Below are 16122 nucleotides of genomic sequence, written 5' to 3'. Positions count from 1 at the left end.
AGGGCTTGAAGTCAGGCCTTAATGGCGGCGTTCGACGATATAGCGTGCCAACGCCCGCAGCGGCTCGGCATTTTCATCGAACCCTTGCAATGCGACCAGCGCCTGATCGCGCAGTTCGATGGCATAGGCTTTGGCGGCTTCGAGCCCCAGCAGGGCAGGGTAGGTCGGCTTGTCACGGGCGATGTCGGCGCCCTGGCGCTTGCCCAGGGTGGCGGTGTCGCTTTCTACATCGAGGATATCGTCCTGCACCTGGAAGGCCAGGCCGACAGCCTGTGCATACATTTGCAGGGCATCGAGCTGCGCCTGCTCGGCCCGGGCACTGGCCAGGGCGCCAAGGTGCACGCTGGCTTCGATCAAGGCGCCGGTCTTGTGCCGGTGCATCAATTCCAGAGCCCGCTGGTCAAGCTTGATGCCCACCGAACCCAGGTCGATGGCCTGGCCGCCGACCATACCGGCAGGGCCTGCCGCTTTGGCCAGGGCCAGGACCATGGCCAGACGGGTGCCATCGGCCTGTGGGCTCAGGTGTGGGTCGAGCAGGGCGCTGAATGCCAGGCTCTGCAGGCCGTCACCGGCCAGAATCGCACAGGCTTCATCGAAGGCTTTGTGGGTGGTGGGTTGGCCACGGCGCAGGTCGTCGTCGTCCATGGCCGGTAGGTCGTCATGCACCAGTGAGTAGGCATGTATCAGCTCCACAGCACAGGCGGCGCCGTTGGCCTGCTCGGGCGGCGAGCCAAGGGCCTGGCACGCGGCGTAGGCCAGCAGCGGGCGCACGCGCTTGCCGCCGTTCATCACGCTGTAGCGCATGGCCGCATACAAGCGCTCCAGCTCTTTGGTCGGCGCGATGAACAGCGGTTCGAGCGCGGCGTCGACGCGGGCCTGGCAACTGGCCTGGTAAGCGCTGATCATGCTTCTGGCTCCGCATCGAACGGTTGTGCGGCGAGTTCGCCGTCGCGCTCCAGCAGAATTTGCACTTTCTGTTCGGCCTGGGCCAGGGCGCCCTGGCAATCGCGCGTCAGGGCGATGCCTTGCTCGAACGCCGCCAGCGAGTCTTCCAGCGACAGTTCGCCGTTCTCCAGGCGCTCGACCAGCGCTTGCAGGTCGGCGAGGGATTGTTCGAAATCGATGGAGGCTTTTTTGCGGGCCATGGCGACAGTCTCTGTGGCGGGTCTGAACCGCGCGACGTTAGCAGAGCGGGGCTGGGGGAGCAAACTTCAGCAGGCTGCGCAGCCCCCCATGCCCTGGTTCAGGCGATCTCGGCTTGCCGCTCCAGCATGGCCTCCCGGCAGCGGGCCAGTTCTTCGATGGTCAGCACCGGCAGGTTGTACTGCCGCGCATAAACAGCCACTTGTTCGCCCCGCGCCATGCTGCCATCAGGGTTCATCAACTCGCACAGCACCGCTGCCGGGCGCAGGCCCGCCAAGCGCGCCAGGTCGACCGAACCTTCGGTGTGCCCACGCCGGGCCAGCACGCCGCCATCACGGGCGCGCAGCGGGAACACATGGCCAGGGCTGACGATATGCCGATGCTCGGCAGTCGAGCGCAGCGCTGCTTCAATGGTGGTGATGCGATCCTGGGCCGACACCCCAGTGCTGACGCCCTCGGCTGCTTCGATGGTGACGGTGAAGCCAGTCCCATGACGGGCCTGGTTGTTCTGCACCATGGGGGCCAGCTGTAGGGCATCGACCGTGGCTTCGTCCAGGCACAGGCAGACGATACCGCTGCAGTCGCGGATCATCATGGCCATGGTCTGCAACGATAGATTCTCGGCGGCGGCGACGATATCGGCTTCATCTTCGCGGTCGTCATCGTCGAGCAGCAGCACGGGGCGCCCGGCCTGGAAGGCGGCGATGGCGGCGGACACATTAGGGAATTGCTGGTGCAGCAAAGGGGACATGAAACGCTCCTCGTAATGGATCGATGAACGTCTCGGGGCGAACCAAACGCGCGCGCAGGGGCGCCCGGATGGCCCCTGCCTGACGCCTTCTTTCATCCGGACTATGACCGTCGGCTCTGGAATCGCACCAGATCTGCTGACCCTCGGCATGGCCGAGGCGCTCGCGGGCTTATCTTTCGATTTACCGCCGGTGGGGACTTTCACCCCGCCCTGAAGACCGGCCAAGCATACAGTACTGAGCCGCCCGACAGGCAAGCTGAGCTTCTACGACTTTTGGCAAGCGCCACCCGCGCCGCGCAGTTGTGGAGCAAATACGCGATCAGCCAAGGCCCGCTGAATGGGCTGGCCATTGGCGGCGGTGTTTCGGGAATGAGCTATTTCTACTCTGAAAACGGCGGGGTGCGTATCAATGCGCCGGGCTATGCCGCTTTGGACGCGATACTGTTGTATCTGGTGACCTCGACGCTTACGGCGACGTACAACATTAACAACCTGTTAGATCGGGATTACCTGTCGCGGGTGGGGTCGACTTCGACATTCAACTTCTTATGGGCCATCTCGAAGCATGATGGTCGAGGCGCGGTATGACTTCTAAGTTCAGAAAATTCCCGTTGTTTGTAGTCCATTTCTGAATTAGCTTCCTACCGCCTTTGAGCCATTGCGGTGGTGTATCTGGCGGCTTAGTGTGATCCGGTCGTTGCCAAATCAGCGACCGGGCCTGCAAGCCCGATCAGACGCTCAGTACCGCTATCCGAGTTGCATGAAGGCAGCTTCGGTTAATGGTGGCTGCGTGCGGGAGATCTTCGGATCTGCCGGTTCTCGTCTGTCCGGTCTTGCAGACCCGCACGTAGCCGCCACCCATCAAATGCAAGTGATGTCGTGGTGGTCCCTTCTGATACAGACGAGATTACACCATGCTCAAAATTGTCCCCGACCCACCCCACAATATTCATTCCCTCGAAGACACTCTGATCCAGGCCACGGAGTACGCCCTATGCGCGACGACTGTGGTGCATCAGGCATTGCTGCTGCAGCCTAACCGGCATCGATCCTGATGATGGCCTCGATGCATGAGATTGAAGCGCTGCGGGCTTTGCTCGAATCAGCGTTGATCCAGGTGCAGATGCCCACAGGGCCTCGCACCTTGCACTAAGCCTCAGTTGATGTACCGGCTGCTCGGCGCTCATGGTGGGCACGCCCGGTTCCACAGCTACAGCGCAGGCCTTCGGTCTGAGGCGATCTCTGTGGGGGCGGCCTTGCCCGCGAAGAGGCCAGATCAGGCAAGAGAGATTTAAGGGATATTGAACAGTGACTACAGACACCGCCCCATGCACTCCCGGCAAGACCATCTTTTACCAAGGTGAGAACCAGACCCACCCATTGTTCCGTATAGAGCCCGGCATCCCGTGCCGCGATGCCCGCGAGCAAGCCTCGGAACTGATGGGCTATGTGCGCGAGCTGACCATCCTTGGTCTGATGGAAGACAAACCGATGATGATCTGGGCCTCGCACTACCTGAGTGCGATGGCAAAGGCGCTGATGGATGATGCGGAACTGGGGATGAGGGACTGAGCGTCGGGCATTAAAAAGCCGGCTTGTGGCCGGCTTTGATGATGTGCACTAGCATTGCCAACCTCCGCTATCTCCTTAGCTTACGGAGCATTGGCGGTAGTATCTGTCCATATGCGTTCGTTGGGATTTGGGTGAATCCAGCGACATGGCTCAAGGGAGTTATGCGATGTCGAAGTTGACAGCGGCAGGGGTCAAGAACGCTTCCGCGTTCACCCATGGCTGATAGATAGAATCTTATGGGAGGTCAGCATATTACGAAGAAGCTTCGACACTGGTGGTCAGGTCAAGCACTTTTGCTGCGTCTACCACCAACGAACAAACGATTGTCTTGGTTTTCCAGGGGGCCTTCTGTAGCTTCCTCCAGAATAATCTCAAGAAAGCTTTCTCCCTCACGCTGTGCACGTTCTACGAAGTGAGCAACGATTGCAGCGGCCATAGTATCCACCCGATATCCGCCCCTGGTGGCAACGGTAGTGAACGCAGAGTTGTAGAGACCGAGCATCAACTCGGGTCCCACAACCGTTTGTGTCAAACAGTTGAACGATGCTTTTCCTACCAGCACCACTACGCCGGGTGCGGCACGTTCCACCCCAGCCTTGGATCTATGTCCGCGTAGAGTATTCCCGATCAGCGCATGGTAGAAAATTTCACCTCCATACAAAGTTCTCAAGCGATCAAGTTGCTCGCCAAGCCTTCGGCCGTCTCCGCCCTTTGCCGAACCCGTTTTACTTTTTATCTGATGGAATTTGAACGATTCGCCTTCCTGGAAAGGAGGCTGTAGAACGTCGGCGCCGGGGAAGGGGTTAAGCTCCGGGCTCAACGTCTCCTGGTCGACACCTCTCGGTTCAGGAACCCTTACATTGCCACGCATGTGGCCAATTACATCCTCATGAAGGTGTCCCATCAAGCCTTCAATCATCATAAGTGCTTTATGGGCAACCGTCGCCTCTACGGTTTTTTCTATATCGCCGCCAAACATTAAAGTTTGAGTGGCAGCAAGAATAAAGGGGTCTAGTACATCTCCAGGGTTTCGCCCGCAGAGTATGTCGCTAGCCTGCCTTGGAAAGTTATCTACAATTTCTCCAATCTTCTGAACCACACTTTCGACTACATGGTCTGGTGTATCAAATGCTGTGAGTAGCCGGATTCGCTCTACGATTCCTGGGACATTATGATTTACCATCTGCTCAGGTACCCCACCATGAAGCAGATATGATCGTACAAAGTCTATTAGATCGCGCGACCGAAAGTTGATGATATGGCTCGCGGGGAGATCAATAAACTCACGGGGAGGTAGGATATTCAGTCGTGCATCTGCAAGCACTTGAGCAAGGAACTCATAGGCATTTGCAAATCGGAGATGAATCAGATTGTTTTGCGCCGCCTCGATCTGACGCTGCAAAACTTGGCTGATCCTATGAGCAGGATGATCTGTTGCAATAAACTGAATCATGCGTCCTCGAAGAGTGATAGCGTCTTGTTGGTTTTTGTAACTTTGTTTCGTGCGCTAGCTTTCAAACGATCCTGAGCTAACGTCAACTGAGACGTTGCGCATGGGACTGAAAAAAAGTGAGATTCATCAAGGGTGGACTGATCAACTTTCAAGATCGATTCACCCAGAGCTCTACCCAAATGGACCGGTACCGCATTACCAATCTGCTTGTATCGAGCTGCCATCGAACCAGTCAACTCCCAATCGTCCGGAAAGCCCTGGATTCGAGCGCACTCTCGGGTCGACAGAGGCCGAGTTTGTGATGGATGACAGAGTGCTGATGCTTTCCGATTCGCAGCGCCTGTAATTGTTGGAGCAGGCGATTCCCAGCCTAACCTTCGATAAAATCCGGTTTTACCGCCCCCGGCTTCAAATGAAGATCCCATTGCTTCCTTCTGTAGGAGCAAGGGAAGGCTGCGCCAGTTTTTTCCCTCAGGAACAAGCCTAAAATACTTCGCTACATCCTCTGTGTAGACCGAATGATCTCCAGGGTCACTTTCAAGGTCGGCAATCGCATCGCGTAACGTTCGAAAAGGCTTCAGCGGGCTTGGACCATATTTCGGCGCTGGGATTGTCGGTGGAATAAAATTATCACGAGCTCCCAGCATCACGAAGCGCAGCCGTCTTTGTGGCGCTCCATAGTCTGCAGCATCTACAACCGCAAAATGGATGTGGTATCCAATAGCCAGATAGTCGTTAAGAATCTGCCTAATCGCTGAACCGGCCATTTCGTCTTTATCTAGCGGGCGGGCACCATCAACATTTCTTTCATTATTCGACTGATAGGAACTGAGGTTCCACTTTTTCCCAGGCCGTTCAGAGATAGGTCTATGCCTAAGTGCAGCCGTCACTATATTTGCGACGTTCTCGAAGACAAAATATCTGGGGCGCACCTCGTTGATCAGGCGCATGTACTCATATATCAAATTGCCCCGTGGATCGGTCAGCCCGGAACGATTTCCTCCAGACGAAAAGCTTTGACAGGGAGGGCCACCGACCATTAAGAACACCTCCCCAGTATAGCCGCCGCGGGCTAAACGCAGATCTTCTGCGGTTAGCTCTGATACCGACCTCTCAATGACAGTCAAACTAGGACGATTTTTACGAATCGTATTACAGCAATTTTTATCGTTTTCAACAGCGAGTGTAGTATGCAACCCTGACAATTCGAGGCCTAGGTCAAGCCCCATAGCTCCACTAAAAAATGACCAGATTTCCCGGGTGTCGGGAGCGCTAGCTAATTCGTTCGATTGAAGTTTCATTAGTGATTGTCATTCATAAGTGGTGGTAGACGCCCCTCGTCCTCGTGGTTATTGGCCGTCATCGTTAGCGGTACATGCGGGCAAAAGCATGGCTACTGATCGGACGTTTGTCGGCGTTATTGGGCATTTCCACTTTGCTTGAAGAGGTCGCGAGTGTACCAGAATGGGGCTTCTCGTTGTGGCCATGGCGCGTCCGCTCGTCCCTGGCGTTGTTTAGTGGCACACCATGGGCATGCCGACAAAAGAGTCCAGTTGGTAGGGCAAGGTAAAGGGGAATTTTGCTCCTCAATCTCAGCATCTGGACAGTCGCTCGATACCGGACGGTGTGGCCCTACCTATGGACCTTGCGATACGGCCCATACAGGCAGCCAAGGCCAAGATAATCATCTCGGGTGGCTTTTGCTCGGATTAACGATTATGGGTCTAATGGTGGGTCCATTCGTGTAGCGGGGGGCTAGCATTCTTGAGAGATTGAGGCATTAAAAAGCCGGCTTGTGGCCGGCTTCTCGGGGACGCTTCCGACTAATTTATGGTAAGCCGCAACCGCCTTAACTGGATGGCCATCAAGGGCCTGAAAGAGAGGGCAAACGATCGTGTGGAGCGTTGCCAAGCCCTCTGGAACACGGCTTGCACCGGCCGGGGCTGAATGTGCCGCGTAGCATACAAGGGCCGGCGCGGTATGCCCAGCAAAAATTGGCCCAGTGGCGGTCATTCGGGGCGGCGTTGGCGGTAATGGGACCAATGGAAAACCCAGCCCAGGACTGCGAGCTTCTGCGCTTCACGCTCCAGCGGTGTGTAACGTTCCACCGCGTCACGGGGGTTATGGCTATGCAGGCACAAGCTGTTACGTACGCCGACGCTAAGGCAATTCACTCTGAGCCTGCCATTGTGCAGCAGGGCATAGATCTCGCCATCCACCACCTGTTTGTAGCTCAGGTCGATCGCGAGAATGGCGTCGCGTGGTATCCATGGCGCCATGTTGGCGGCTGGCATGGTCATGCAGATGGCGTTATCCACAGGTACCGCCAATGCGAGCAGGGCTGATGCAGGCATTGCCAGGTAGTGATTGTCCAACGCTGCCAATTGGCCACCGCGCAGCTCATGAAGTGGCAGTTGCACCAATGGGGCCGATGGTTCCGGCATCAGGCCGGGTGTGGTGGTTGGGGTTGTCTGGGGGGAGTAAAGGCGTAGCAGCGAAGGCGGATGCTTGGGGCCTTCGCCAGTCTGCAACCAGCGGCGTTGTACGCAGAACAGTTCGGCGATTTCATCGAGGCGGGCAATGGGGATGCCGCGGATGAACCAGTTATTGATGTGCTGCGACGTCACGCGGCGTTGAGCAGCGAAATCTGCGGGAGTCAGGCCACATTCTCTGAGAAGGGCTTTCAGGCGGTCACCGGATCTGTTCATGGCTCAGAGTGTAGCGGCCTGTTGCCAGTAGCGAAATGAACGCGATGTTGACGCGATAAGTCGGAAAAATCTCCGATGCAGGCCAAAAGCGTAGGATCGTGTAGGATTTTTTACCCACTTGCCAACGGGCAAAAAAAACCTCGCCTGAGCGAGGTTTTTTCAGCACTACGGTATCAGCCTTTGTAGGCGGCGACCGATTTGGTGATCGCAGCGCGGGCGGCGTCGGCGCCTTCCCAGCCTTCGATCTTGACCCACTTGCCCTTCTCCAGGTCTTTGTAGTTCGCGAAGAAGTGCTCGATCTGCTGGATCAGCAGGGCCGGCAGGTCGGTGTATTCCTTGACGTCTACGTACAGCTGGCTCAGCTTGTCGTGAGGCACAGCGATGACCTTGGCGTCGCCGCCGCCGTCGTCGGTCATGTTCAGCACGCCGACCGGGCGGGCGCGGATGACCGAGCCTGGGGCTACTGGGTAAGGAGTGACGACCAGCACGTCCAGCGGATCACCGTCATCGGCCAGGGTGTTCGGAATGAACCCGTAGTTGGCTGGGTAGAACATCGGGGTGGCCATGAAACGGTCGACGAACAGGGTATCGCTGTCCTTGTCGATTTCGTATTTGATCGGCGCGTGGTTGGCCGGGATTTCGATGGCGACGTAGATGTCGTTCGGCAGGTCTTTACCAGCCGGAATCTTGCTGTAGCTCATTGGGCAGTGCCCCCGTGTTTGCTCAAAAAGTGGCGGCGATTATAGGCATATTCCACACCGCCATGCCACGCCTGGCCTGATGTGCGGGCCCATCACCCGTGGTGTTCGCGGTACTCAGGGTGCTCGGCTTGCAACCGGGTCAGGCGGGCCAGTGGATCCTGCCGGTAGAATTGCGACAGTTGCCGATACACCTGTGGATAAGCCTGATGCAACAGGTCGGGTGCAGTGAAGAAGTATTCGCTGGTAACGGCAAAGAATTCTGCGGGGTTTTCTGCTGCATAAGGGTCGATGGCCGTTTGTGCATCGGGGTCAGCGTCCAGCTGGCGATTGAGGTCGTCATAGGCCTGCTGCATGGCGGCTGCCCAGTCCTGTACGTGCATATCAGGGTGCAGTGGCGGCAGGCCGTTGGCATCGCCATTGAGCATGTCGAGCTTGTGCGCCAGCTCGTGGATCACCAAGTTGTAGGCTTCCCAGCCACCACTGGCCAGCACACCGGCCCAGGCCAGGATGATTGGCCCCTGCTGCCAGGCTTCACCACTGTGCTCGGCATCCCACACATGCTCCACGCCACTGGCGTCCCGGTGGCGCTGCGGGCTTTTGAAGTCATAGAGGTACAGTACGATTTCGTGAAAGCCCTGATACCAGTTCAGCTCACCCAGATGCAGCAGCGGCAACTGGGCTTGGGCGGCAAGAAACAGGCGTTGTTCATCGTCGAGCTCGACCCCAGGCAGGGTGGTCAAATGCTTGTCGAGCAGGAACAGGATGCAGGCCTCGCGCAGCCACTGGTCTTCGGCCTCGCTGATGCCATCGAGGATCGGCAAGCGATCGCGGATCGCCTGCCATTGCCGTGGTTCGATCGGATAGCGTGCCAGGGTGCGCTTACGCCGCCAGGCGCTGAAAGACCACATGGTTGCTATCAGTGAGCCTTGGCGGTGCGACCCAGGCGGCCACGCAGCAACCCGAGGATCATCGGTACCAGCGAAAGCACGATGATGCCAACCACCATCAGCGACAGGTGCTGTTTGATGAACGGCACATTGCCGAAGAAGTAGCCCAGGGTTACCAGGCCGCCGACCCACAGTAGCGAGCCAGCCACGCTGAAGCCCAGGAAACGCGGGTAGTGCATATGCGCGATACCGGCCACGAACGGGGCGAAGGTGCGCAGGATGGGCAGGAAGCGCGCCATGGTCACGGTCTTGCCGCCGTGGCGTTCATAGAAGTCGTGGGTGCGCTGCAGGTAGTCGCGGCGGAAGATCTTCGAATTGGGGTTGCTGAACAGTTTTTCGCCCGTGGTACGGCCGATGATGTAATTGGTGCTGTCGCCCAGAATGGCTGCGGCCATCAGCAGCCCCGCCAGCAGTACCGGGTCCATGCCCCCGCCGGCGGCGACGGCGCCAGCGATGAACAGTAGCGAGTCGCCCGGCAGGAATGGCATCACTACCAGGCCAGTTTCGCAGAAGATGACGGCGAACAGGATGGCGTAGATCCAAGGGCCGTAGTTGGTGACCAGCAGATCGAGGTAGGCATCGAGATGCAGGATTAAGTCCAGCGGGTTGAATTCCATGTACAACACCTGTGTTCTTGACCCGCTTGACGGGCATGCGATGACGGACAATGCCCTGGGCGACGGCATGATGACCTGTCGGCAGGTAATATTTCATACACGACAGGTCGGGGCATTATACGGCGAAGTTGCAAATCTGCCTGTTGAGTTTGTAGCGGGGGGTTACTGCGCCAACCCGCTGCGGTCCTTTCGCGGGTGACCCCGCGAGCAGCTCGGTTACAGGTCAATCCTGACTGATCGGCAACACGTAGCTCTCGAACTCGGTGTCCTTGCGAAAGCCAATGGACTCATAGGTCTTGCGAGCCGCCTCGTTGTTGGCACTGGTCGAGACCCGCATGCGCACAGCCTGAGTATCTTTGGCCATTTTCTTGGCCTCGCGCATCAGGTGGTCGGCGACCAGCATGCGCCGAGAGTCCTCGGCAACGAAGATATCGTTGAGGATCCACACGCGTTTGAGCGACAGCGATGAGTAACTCGGGTACAGCTGGCAGAAGCCAAGCAACTTGTTGTCGTCGTCATCCGCCAGCGCAAGATAAATGACCGACTCGTCGCGTTTGATGCGTTTTTCCAGGAACGCACGTGAGCTATCAGGATACGGAAGCTGCCCATAGAACTCGCGGTACCTGACGAACAGTGGAGTCAGCAGATCGAGGTGTTGCAGGGTTGCCTTGATGATGCGCATGTGCGGCCCTCAGAGTCCATTTGGGGAAACAGCGGAATGCCCGCAGCGTTCATGGGGATGCTGCCCCATTGCTGGCCGTCAGTGCAATCGGCCTTGCGTGACAGATCCGTTAACGCTCACCGAGCAGGAAGTTACCCCGCGCCGTAGTTGCGTGTTCGCTGTCGATGCTATGGACCTCGGCTTCATCCTTCAGATTCACTCCGGAAAGCTGGCGCCGGCACGCTTCGCGCATCAGGTATAGCAAGCGGTGGGCTGCCATGCCGTAACTCAGGCCCTCCAGGCGGATATTGGAGATGCAGTTGCGGTAGGCATCTGTCAGGCCGACTTTAGGCCCATAGGTGAAGTAAAGCCCGAGGCTGTCAGGCGAACTGAGCCCTGGGCGCTCGCCAATGAGCATCACCGTCATGCGTGCGCCGAGCAATTGACCGACTTCGTCGGCCACCGCAACCCGCCCTTGCTGCACCAGCACCACAGGGGCGCTGCTCCAGCCATCGGCTGCGGCCTGCTCCTCGAAACGCGTTAGAAAGGGCAGGGTGTGGCGGTGTACGGCCAGCGCCGAGAGGCCATCGGCAACCACGATTGCCAAGTCGACGCCGCCTGAATGGGCCATGGCGTGTTGGCGCAGGCGTTCGGCCGATTCATCGTTCAGTCGCCGCCCCAGGTCTGGCCGTTGCAGGTACTGGTGGCGATCGGCGGCGGCGCTGTGCAGCACCAGGCTGTCGCGGCCTCGGTCTTTGAGCTGTTCGCTCAGGGCGGCGTGGTCGAACGGCAGGTGTACTGCGTCGCGGGCTTGAGCGTGGGCAAACTGGAAGTCCAGTTGTGCCCCTGTAGGCAGGCTGGTGCCGCTGCGGCCCAGGGCGATGCGTGCGGGCGTCAGCTCGCGCAGGGCCAGCCAGAGGCTTGGTGTGGTCGTGGATGGAGTCGGGTCTGCCATGGTTAAGCTCCTATGCCAGCTGTGCCAAGGCCTGGCGGAATGCCGGCGGCAGGTTGTCGCCAAACCGCACGCGGCCATCGGCCTGGGTGAAGATACCGGTGCGTTGCAGCCAGGCTTCGAATTCTGGCCCAGGCTTCAGGCCCAAGGTCTGGCGCGCGTACAGCGCGTCGTGAAATGAGGTGGTCTGGTAGTTGAGCATGATGTCGTCGGAGCCGGGGATGCCCATGATGAAGTTGATCCCAGCCACGCCCAGCAGGGTCAGCAGGGTATCCATGTCGTCCTGGTCGGCTTCGGCGTGGTTGGTGTAGCAGATGTCGCAGCCCATCGGCACGCCCAGCAGCTTGCCGCAGAAATGGTCTTCGAGCCCGGCGCGGATGATCTGCTTACCGTTGTAAAGGTATTCGGGCCCGATGAAGCCGACCACGGTGTTGACCAAAAACGGCTTGAAGTGGCGGGCCACGGCGTAGGCGCGGGTTTCGCAGGTCTGTTGGTCGACCCCGTGGTGAGCGTTGGCCGACAGGGCGCTGCCCTGGCCGGTTTCGAAGTACATGAGGTTCTGCCCCAGGGTGCCGCGTTTGAGCGACAACCCCGCTTCGTACCCTTCCTGCAATACGTTGAGGTTGATGCCAAAGCCGGCGTTGGCCGCCTCGGTGCCGGCAATCGACTGGAACACCAAATCCAGCGGCACCCCTCGGTTGATTGCCTCGATCGAAGTGGTGACGTGGGTGAGCACGCAGGCCTGGGTGGGGATGTCGTAGCGCTGGATGATGGCGTCGAGCATTTCCAACAGGGCGCAGATCGAGGCAATGCTGTCGGTAGCCGGGTTGATGCCGATCATGGCATCGCCGTTGCCGTAGAGCAGGCCGTCAAGGATGCTGGCGGCAATACCTGCCGGCTCGTCGGTCGGGTGGTTGGGCTGCAGGCGGGTCGACAGGCGCCCGCGCAGGCCCATGGTGCCGCGGAACTGGGTGACCACGCGGATTTTCTGCGCTACCAGCACCAGGTCCTGTACGCGCATGATCTTCGATACCGCTGCAGCCATTTCTGGGGTCAGGCCTGGCGCCAACGCACGTAGGCTTTGCTCGTTGGCTTCATCGCTGAGCAGCCAGTCACGTAGGCCGCCCACGGTGAGGTGGCTGACGGGGGCAAAAGCCTGGGCGTCGTGGGTGTCGAGTATCAGCCGGGTGATCTCGTCCTGTTCGTAGGGGATCAGCGCCTCGTTGAGAAAATGCGTCAGTGGAATGTTCGCCAAGGCCATTTGCGCGGCCACCCGCTCGCCGTCGTTGGTAGCGGCGACGCCAGCCAGAAAGTCGCCCGAGCGAGCCGGGCTGGCCTTGGCCATCACGTCCTTGAGGCTATCGAAGCGGTAGACCAGGTTGCCTACCGTGTGTACGAAACTTGCCATACAGAATCTCCAGAGCCGCGGGCTTGCCCGCGGCAGGTAGCAGCGATCAGTGCAGTGCCTCTTCGGCCTTTTGGATCGCTGCGAATTCCTCTTCCGGTGTGCCCGCAACCAGGTGGTGGCGGCTGTAGAACGCAAAATAGGCAATCAGTACTGCATAGATCACCGCCGCGCCAATCACCACCCGTGGGTCCACCAGGAAGCCCGCGACCACAGCGATGCAGGCCAGCACCAAGGCCAGGCCCGAGGTGAAGATGCCGCCGGGGGTGCGATAGGGACGTTCCATTTTCGGCCGGCGGATGCGCAGGGTGATGTGCGCAGCCATCATCAGTACATAGGACAGTGTGGCACCGAATACCGCCACCAGGATCAGCAGATCACCCTGGCCGGTTAGCGACAGCGCAAAGCCGATGATGCCCGGAATCACCAGCGCCAGTACCGGGGCCTTGCTCTTGTTGGTTTCCGACAGTTTGCGAGGCAGATAGCCGGCACGTGACAAAGCGAAGATCTGCCGAGAGTACGCATAGATGATCGAGAAGAAGCTGGCGATCAAGCCGGCCAGGCCGACCAGGTTGACGAAGCTGCCCATCCAGGTGGAGCCGCCATAGGCTTTGGCCAGCGCTTCGACCAGCGGGTTGCCGGAGGCCTTGAGGGCTTCGGAGCCTGCCGCGCCTGGGCCGATCACCAGGATCAGCAGGGCAAAGGCCAGCAACACCAGCATGGCGCCAATCAAGCCTCGAGGCAGGTCGCGCTTGGGGTTTTTGGTTTCTTCGGCAGCCAGTGGCACACCCTCGACGGCAAGGAAGAACCAGATGGCATAGGGGATGGCCGCCCATACGCCGACATAACCAAACGGCAGGAAGCTGCTGGCGCCCACAGCGCCCGTCTGGGCGATGTCGAACAGGTTGGCTGCATCAAAATGGGGCACCATGCTGATCAGGAACACTGCCAGTGCAATGGCGGCAACGGCGGTGATGATGAACATCAGCTTCAGAGCTTCGCCCACGCCGAAGATGTGGATGCCGATGAACACGATGTAAAACGCCAAGTAGATCATCCAACCGCCGATGCCGAACAGCGATTGGCAGTAAGCGCCGATGAACACGGCGATGGCAGCGGGTGCGATGGCGTATTCGATGAGGATCGCCGTGCCGGTCAGAAAGCCACCCCAAGGGCCGAATGCGCTGCGGGCAAAGCCATAGCCACCGCCTGCGGTGGGGATCATCGAGGACAGTTCGGCCAACGAGAAACACATGCACAGGTACATGGTGGCCATCAGCAATGTGGCGAGGAACATACCGCCCCAACCGCCCTGGGCGAGGCCGAAGTTCCAGCCGGCATAGTCGCCGGAAATCACATAGGCAACGCCCAGGCCTACCAGCAGTACCCAGCCGGCGGCGCCTTTTTTCAGTTCACGTTGCTGGAAATAGTCTGACCCGACCTTCTCGAAGTCGACGGAAGACCCTGCCGGCACACCGGCGGATTGATCGCTTGGCATAGTTTCACCTGTTTTTTTTCTTGGTGGCCCGAAGGTGTCCGAGCCAATGGTGATGGGTACTGCAGGAAGCGAGCCAGAGCGGTCGAGGCCGCCATTTCGGCGGCCCCTCTGCTCGATTTTAGAAGAAGCCCAGCGGGTTGATGTCGTAGCTCACCAGCAGGTTCTTGGTCTGCTGGTAGTGGTCGAGCATCATCTTGTGGGTTTCACGGCCGACACCGGATTTTTTGTAACCACCGAACGCGGCGTGCGCCGGGTACAGGTGATAGCAGTTGGTCCATACGCGGCCAGCCTTGATGCCGCGGCCCATGCGGTAGGCCCGGTTGATGTCGCGGGTCCATACGCCAGCACCGAGGCCGAATTCGGTGTCGTTGGCAATTGCCAGGGCTTCGGCTTCGTCTTTGAAGGTGGTGACGCTGACCACCGGGCCGAAGATTTCTTCCTGGAACACGCGCATCCGGTTGTTGCCTTTGAGCAAGGTCGGCTGGATGTAGTAACCGGTGGCCAGCGAGCCTTCGAGTTTTTCCACCTTGCCGCCAGTGAGCAGCTCGGCGCCTTCCTGCTGGGCGATGTCGAGGTACGAGAGGATTTTCTCGAACTGCTGCTGCGAAGCCTGGGCGCCGACCATGGTGTCGGTGTCCAGTGGGTCGCCGCGCTTGATCTGCAGCACCTTTTTCATCACCACTTCCATGAACTGCGGGTAGATCGACTCCTGCACCAGCGCCCGCGATGGGCAGGTGCACACCTCGCCTTGGTTGAAGAACGCCAGCACCATGCCCTCGGCGGCTTTGTCGATGAAGCTGGGTTCGGCCTGCATGATGTCTTCGAAATACACGTTGGGCGATTTGCCGCCCAGTTCGACGGTGGATGGGATGATGTTTTCGGCAGCGCATTTCATGATGTGCGAGCCGACCGGCGTGGAGCCTGTGAATGCGATCTTGGCAATGCGTTTGCTGGTGGCCAGCGCTTCACCGGCCTCGCGGCCATAGCCCTGCACCACATTGAGCACGCCCTTGGGCAGCAGGTCACCGATCAGCTCGACCAGTACGGTGATGCCCAGCGGCGTCTGCTCGGCCGGTTTGAGCACCACGCAGTTGCCGGCGGCCAGTGCCGGCGCAAGTTTCCAGGCGGCCATCAGGATCGGGAAGTTCCACGGGATGATCTGCCCGACCACGCCCAGTGGCTCGTGAATATGGTAGGCCACGGTGCTTTCGTTGATTTCGGCAGCGCCGCCTTCCTGGGCACGGATGCAGCCGGCGAAGTAGCGGAAGTGGTCCACCGCCAGCGGGATATCGGCATTGAGGGTTTCGCGGATGGGCTTGCCGTTGTCCCAGGTTTCGGTAATGGCCAGGGCTTCCAGGTTCTGTTCGATACGGTCGGCGATTTTCAGCAGAACATTGGAGCGGTCCTGCACCGACGTGCGGCCCCAGGCGTCGGCGGCGGCATGGGCGGCATCCAGCGCTTTATCGATGTCTTCGGCAGTGGAGCGAGGGAATTCTGCGATTGGCTGGCCATTGACCGGGGAAGTATTGGTGAAGTACTCACCCTTTACTGGAGGAACGAACTCACCACCGATGAAGTTGCCGTAGCGGCTCTTGAAGGAAATCTTCGCGCCTTCGGTACCGGGATGTGCGTAACGCATGGTGTGTCTCCTGGCTGTTATGTTTGTTGAGGAGTTGAAAAGCGTAGAGCAAAGGTTGGGCCATTGTGGTGCGTG

Annotated in this window: 15 protein-coding genes, 2 pseudogenes and 1 riboswitch; of the genes and pseudogenes, 3 read left to right on the top strand and 14 right to left on the bottom strand. The window is 59.1% G+C overall.

Annotated elements, in window-relative coordinates; all coding sequences use genetic code 11:
- Window positions 1–18 precede the first annotated feature (18 nt).
- The 3 genes from ispA to ribB form a co-directional block, all read right to left on the bottom strand.
- On the bottom strand, window positions 19–906 hold the full coding sequence (gene ispA, locus J5M56_RS20230) for a (2E,6E)-farnesyl diphosphate synthase (RefSeq protein ID WP_207937623.1): 888 nt from the start codon (window positions 904–906) through the stop codon (window positions 19–21).
- Window positions 903–1145 carry an exodeoxyribonuclease VII small subunit gene (locus tag J5M56_RS20225; RefSeq protein ID WP_008092375.1) on the bottom strand — a complete coding sequence of 81 codons (243 nt, stop codon included), beginning with the start codon at window positions 1143–1145 and terminating at the stop codon, window positions 903–905. The genes ispA and J5M56_RS20225 overlap by 4 nt, the downstream gene beginning before the upstream one ends.
- A gap of 98 nt (window positions 1146–1243) precedes the next feature.
- A complete protein-coding gene (gene ribB / locus J5M56_RS20220; protein WP_060478943.1) occupies window positions 1244–1894 on the bottom strand; it encodes a 3,4-dihydroxy-2-butanone-4-phosphate synthase in 651 nt (216 codons plus the stop codon).
- An 80-nt stretch (window positions 1895–1974) separates the two neighbouring features.
- A riboswitch (FMN riboswitch) is annotated at window positions 1975–2116 on the bottom strand.
- A 66-nt stretch (window positions 2117–2182) separates the two neighbouring features.
- Here ribB and J5M56_RS20215 point away from each other — a divergent pair.
- The 3 genes and pseudogenes from J5M56_RS20215 to J5M56_RS20210 all read left to right on the top strand — a co-directional run.
- A pseudogene (locus J5M56_RS20215) lies at window positions 2183–2489 on the top strand (TonB-dependent siderophore receptor); the annotation flags it as partial.
- A gap of 319 nt (window positions 2490–2808) precedes the next feature.
- Window positions 2809–3047: pseudogene (locus tag J5M56_RS26795) on the top strand (hypothetical protein).
- 155 nt (window positions 3048–3202) lie between these two features.
- Window positions 3203–3466, top strand: a complete 264-nt coding sequence (locus J5M56_RS20210; RefSeq protein WP_207937622.1) for a DUF3077 domain-containing protein — start codon at window positions 3203–3205, stop codon at window positions 3464–3466.
- A 283-nt stretch (window positions 3467–3749) separates the two neighbouring features.
- Here the strand turns inward: J5M56_RS20210 and J5M56_RS20205 are convergent, their stop codons facing one another.
- The 11 genes from J5M56_RS20205 to J5M56_RS20155 form a co-directional block, all read right to left on the bottom strand.
- Entirely contained in the window at window positions 3750–4919 is a 1170-nt protein-coding gene (locus J5M56_RS20205) for a hypothetical protein (RefSeq protein ID WP_207937621.1), read from the bottom strand.
- A complete protein-coding gene (locus J5M56_RS20200; protein WP_207937620.1) occupies window positions 4916–6220 on the bottom strand; it encodes a DNA cytosine methyltransferase in 1305 nt (434 codons plus the stop codon). Before J5M56_RS20200 ends, J5M56_RS20205 begins: the two co-directional genes overlap by 4 nt.
- Before the next feature lie 708 nt (window positions 6221–6928).
- Window positions 6929–7627 (bottom strand): LexA family transcriptional regulator, encoded by a 699-nt coding sequence (locus J5M56_RS20195; protein ID WP_186478749.1) that lies wholly within the window; start codon window positions 7625–7627, stop codon window positions 6929–6931.
- Window positions 7628–7800: 173 nt separating this feature from the next.
- Window positions 7801–8328, bottom strand: a complete 528-nt coding sequence (gene ppa / locus J5M56_RS20190) for an inorganic diphosphatase (RefSeq protein WP_003255365.1) — start codon at window positions 8326–8328, stop codon at window positions 7801–7803.
- Between the two features lie 92 nt (window positions 8329–8420).
- Entirely contained in the window at window positions 8421–9236 is an 816-nt protein-coding gene (locus J5M56_RS20185; RefSeq protein ID WP_207937619.1) for a zinc-dependent peptidase, read from the bottom strand.
- A gap of 8 nt (window positions 9237–9244) precedes the next feature.
- Window positions 9245–9892 carry a DedA family protein gene (locus J5M56_RS20180; protein WP_060479237.1) on the bottom strand — a complete coding sequence of 216 codons (648 nt, stop codon included), beginning with the start codon at window positions 9890–9892 and terminating at the stop codon, window positions 9245–9247.
- Between the two features lie 223 nt (window positions 9893–10115).
- Window positions 10116–10574 (bottom strand): GNAT family N-acetyltransferase, encoded by a 459-nt coding sequence (locus J5M56_RS20175; protein ID WP_186478751.1) that lies wholly within the window; start codon window positions 10572–10574, stop codon window positions 10116–10118.
- A gap of 109 nt (window positions 10575–10683) precedes the next feature.
- Window positions 10684–11508, bottom strand: coding sequence for an ethanolamine ammonia-lyase subunit EutC (gene eutC, locus J5M56_RS20170; RefSeq protein ID WP_207937618.1), 825 nt, complete (start codon window positions 11506–11508; stop codon window positions 10684–10686).
- Window positions 11509–11518: 10 nt separating this feature from the next.
- Window positions 11519–12913, bottom strand: coding sequence for an ethanolamine ammonia-lyase subunit EutB (locus tag J5M56_RS20165; protein WP_060479233.1), 1395 nt, complete (start codon window positions 12911–12913; stop codon window positions 11519–11521).
- A gap of 46 nt (window positions 12914–12959) precedes the next feature.
- On the bottom strand, window positions 12960–14408 hold the full coding sequence (gene eat / locus J5M56_RS20160) for an ethanolamine permease (RefSeq protein WP_207937617.1): 1449 nt from the start codon (window positions 14406–14408) through the stop codon (window positions 12960–12962).
- Window positions 14409–14526: 118 nt separating this feature from the next.
- Window positions 14527–16047: an aldehyde dehydrogenase family protein gene (locus tag J5M56_RS20155; RefSeq protein ID WP_186478754.1), complete on the bottom strand. Its 1521-nt coding sequence runs from the start codon at window positions 16045–16047 to the stop codon at window positions 14527–14529.
- Between the last annotated feature and the right edge of the window lie 75 nt (window positions 16048–16122).

It is taken from the genome of Pseudomonas sp. 51_B (assembly GCF_017491595.1).
Classification (GTDB): domain Bacteria; phylum Pseudomonadota; class Gammaproteobacteria; order Pseudomonadales; family Pseudomonadaceae; genus Aquipseudomonas; species Aquipseudomonas promysalinigenes.
The sequence above is the reverse complement of the archived record's forward strand: the minus strand, read 5'-3'. Positions and strand labels throughout refer to the sequence as shown.

Excerpts from the sequence above, each read along its gene's own strand:
- ispA (WP_207937623.1), bottom strand. The coding sequence starts at position 906 with ATGATCAGCGCTTACCAGGCCAGTTGCCAGGCCCGCGTCGACGCCGCG.
- J5M56_RS20225 (WP_008092375.1), bottom strand. The coding sequence starts at position 1,145 with ATGGCCCGCAAAAAAGCCTCCATCGATTTCGAACAATCCCTCGCCGAC.
- ribB (WP_060478943.1), bottom strand. The coding sequence starts at position 1,894 with ATGTCCCCTTTGCTGCACCAGCAATTCCCTAATGTGTCCGCCGCCATC.
- J5M56_RS20205 (WP_207937621.1), bottom strand. The coding sequence starts at position 4,919 with ATGATTCAGTTTATTGCAACAGATCATCCTGCTCATAGGATCAGCCAA.
- J5M56_RS20200 (WP_207937620.1), bottom strand. The coding sequence starts at position 6,220 with ATGAAACTTCAATCGAACGAATTAGCTAGCGCTCCCGACACCCGGGAA.
- J5M56_RS20195 (WP_186478749.1), bottom strand. The coding sequence starts at position 7,627 with ATGAACAGATCCGGTGACCGCCTGAAAGCCCTTCTCAGAGAATGTGGC.
- ppa (WP_003255365.1), bottom strand. The coding sequence starts at position 8,328 with ATGAGCTACAGCAAGATTCCGGCTGGTAAAGACCTGCCGAACGACATC.
- J5M56_RS20185 (WP_207937619.1), bottom strand. The coding sequence starts at position 9,236 with ATGTGGTCTTTCAGCGCCTGGCGGCGTAAGCGCACCCTGGCACGCTAT.
- J5M56_RS20180 (WP_060479237.1), bottom strand. The coding sequence starts at position 9,892 with ATGGAATTCAACCCGCTGGACTTAATCCTGCATCTCGATGCCTACCTC.
- J5M56_RS20175 (WP_186478751.1), bottom strand. The coding sequence starts at position 10,574 with ATGCGCATCATCAAGGCAACCCTGCAACACCTCGATCTGCTGACTCCA.
- eutC (WP_207937618.1), bottom strand. The coding sequence starts at position 11,508 with ATGGCAGACCCGACTCCATCCACGACCACACCAAGCCTCTGGCTGGCC.
- J5M56_RS20165 (WP_060479233.1), bottom strand. The coding sequence starts at position 12,913 with ATGGCAAGTTTCGTACACACGGTAGGCAACCTGGTCTACCGCTTCGAT.
- eat (WP_207937617.1), bottom strand. The coding sequence starts at position 14,408 with ATGCCAAGCGATCAATCCGCCGGTGTGCCGGCAGGGTCTTCCGTCGAC.
- J5M56_RS20155 (WP_186478754.1), bottom strand. The coding sequence starts at position 16,047 with ATGCGTTACGCACATCCCGGTACCGAAGGCGCGAAGATTTCCTTCAAG.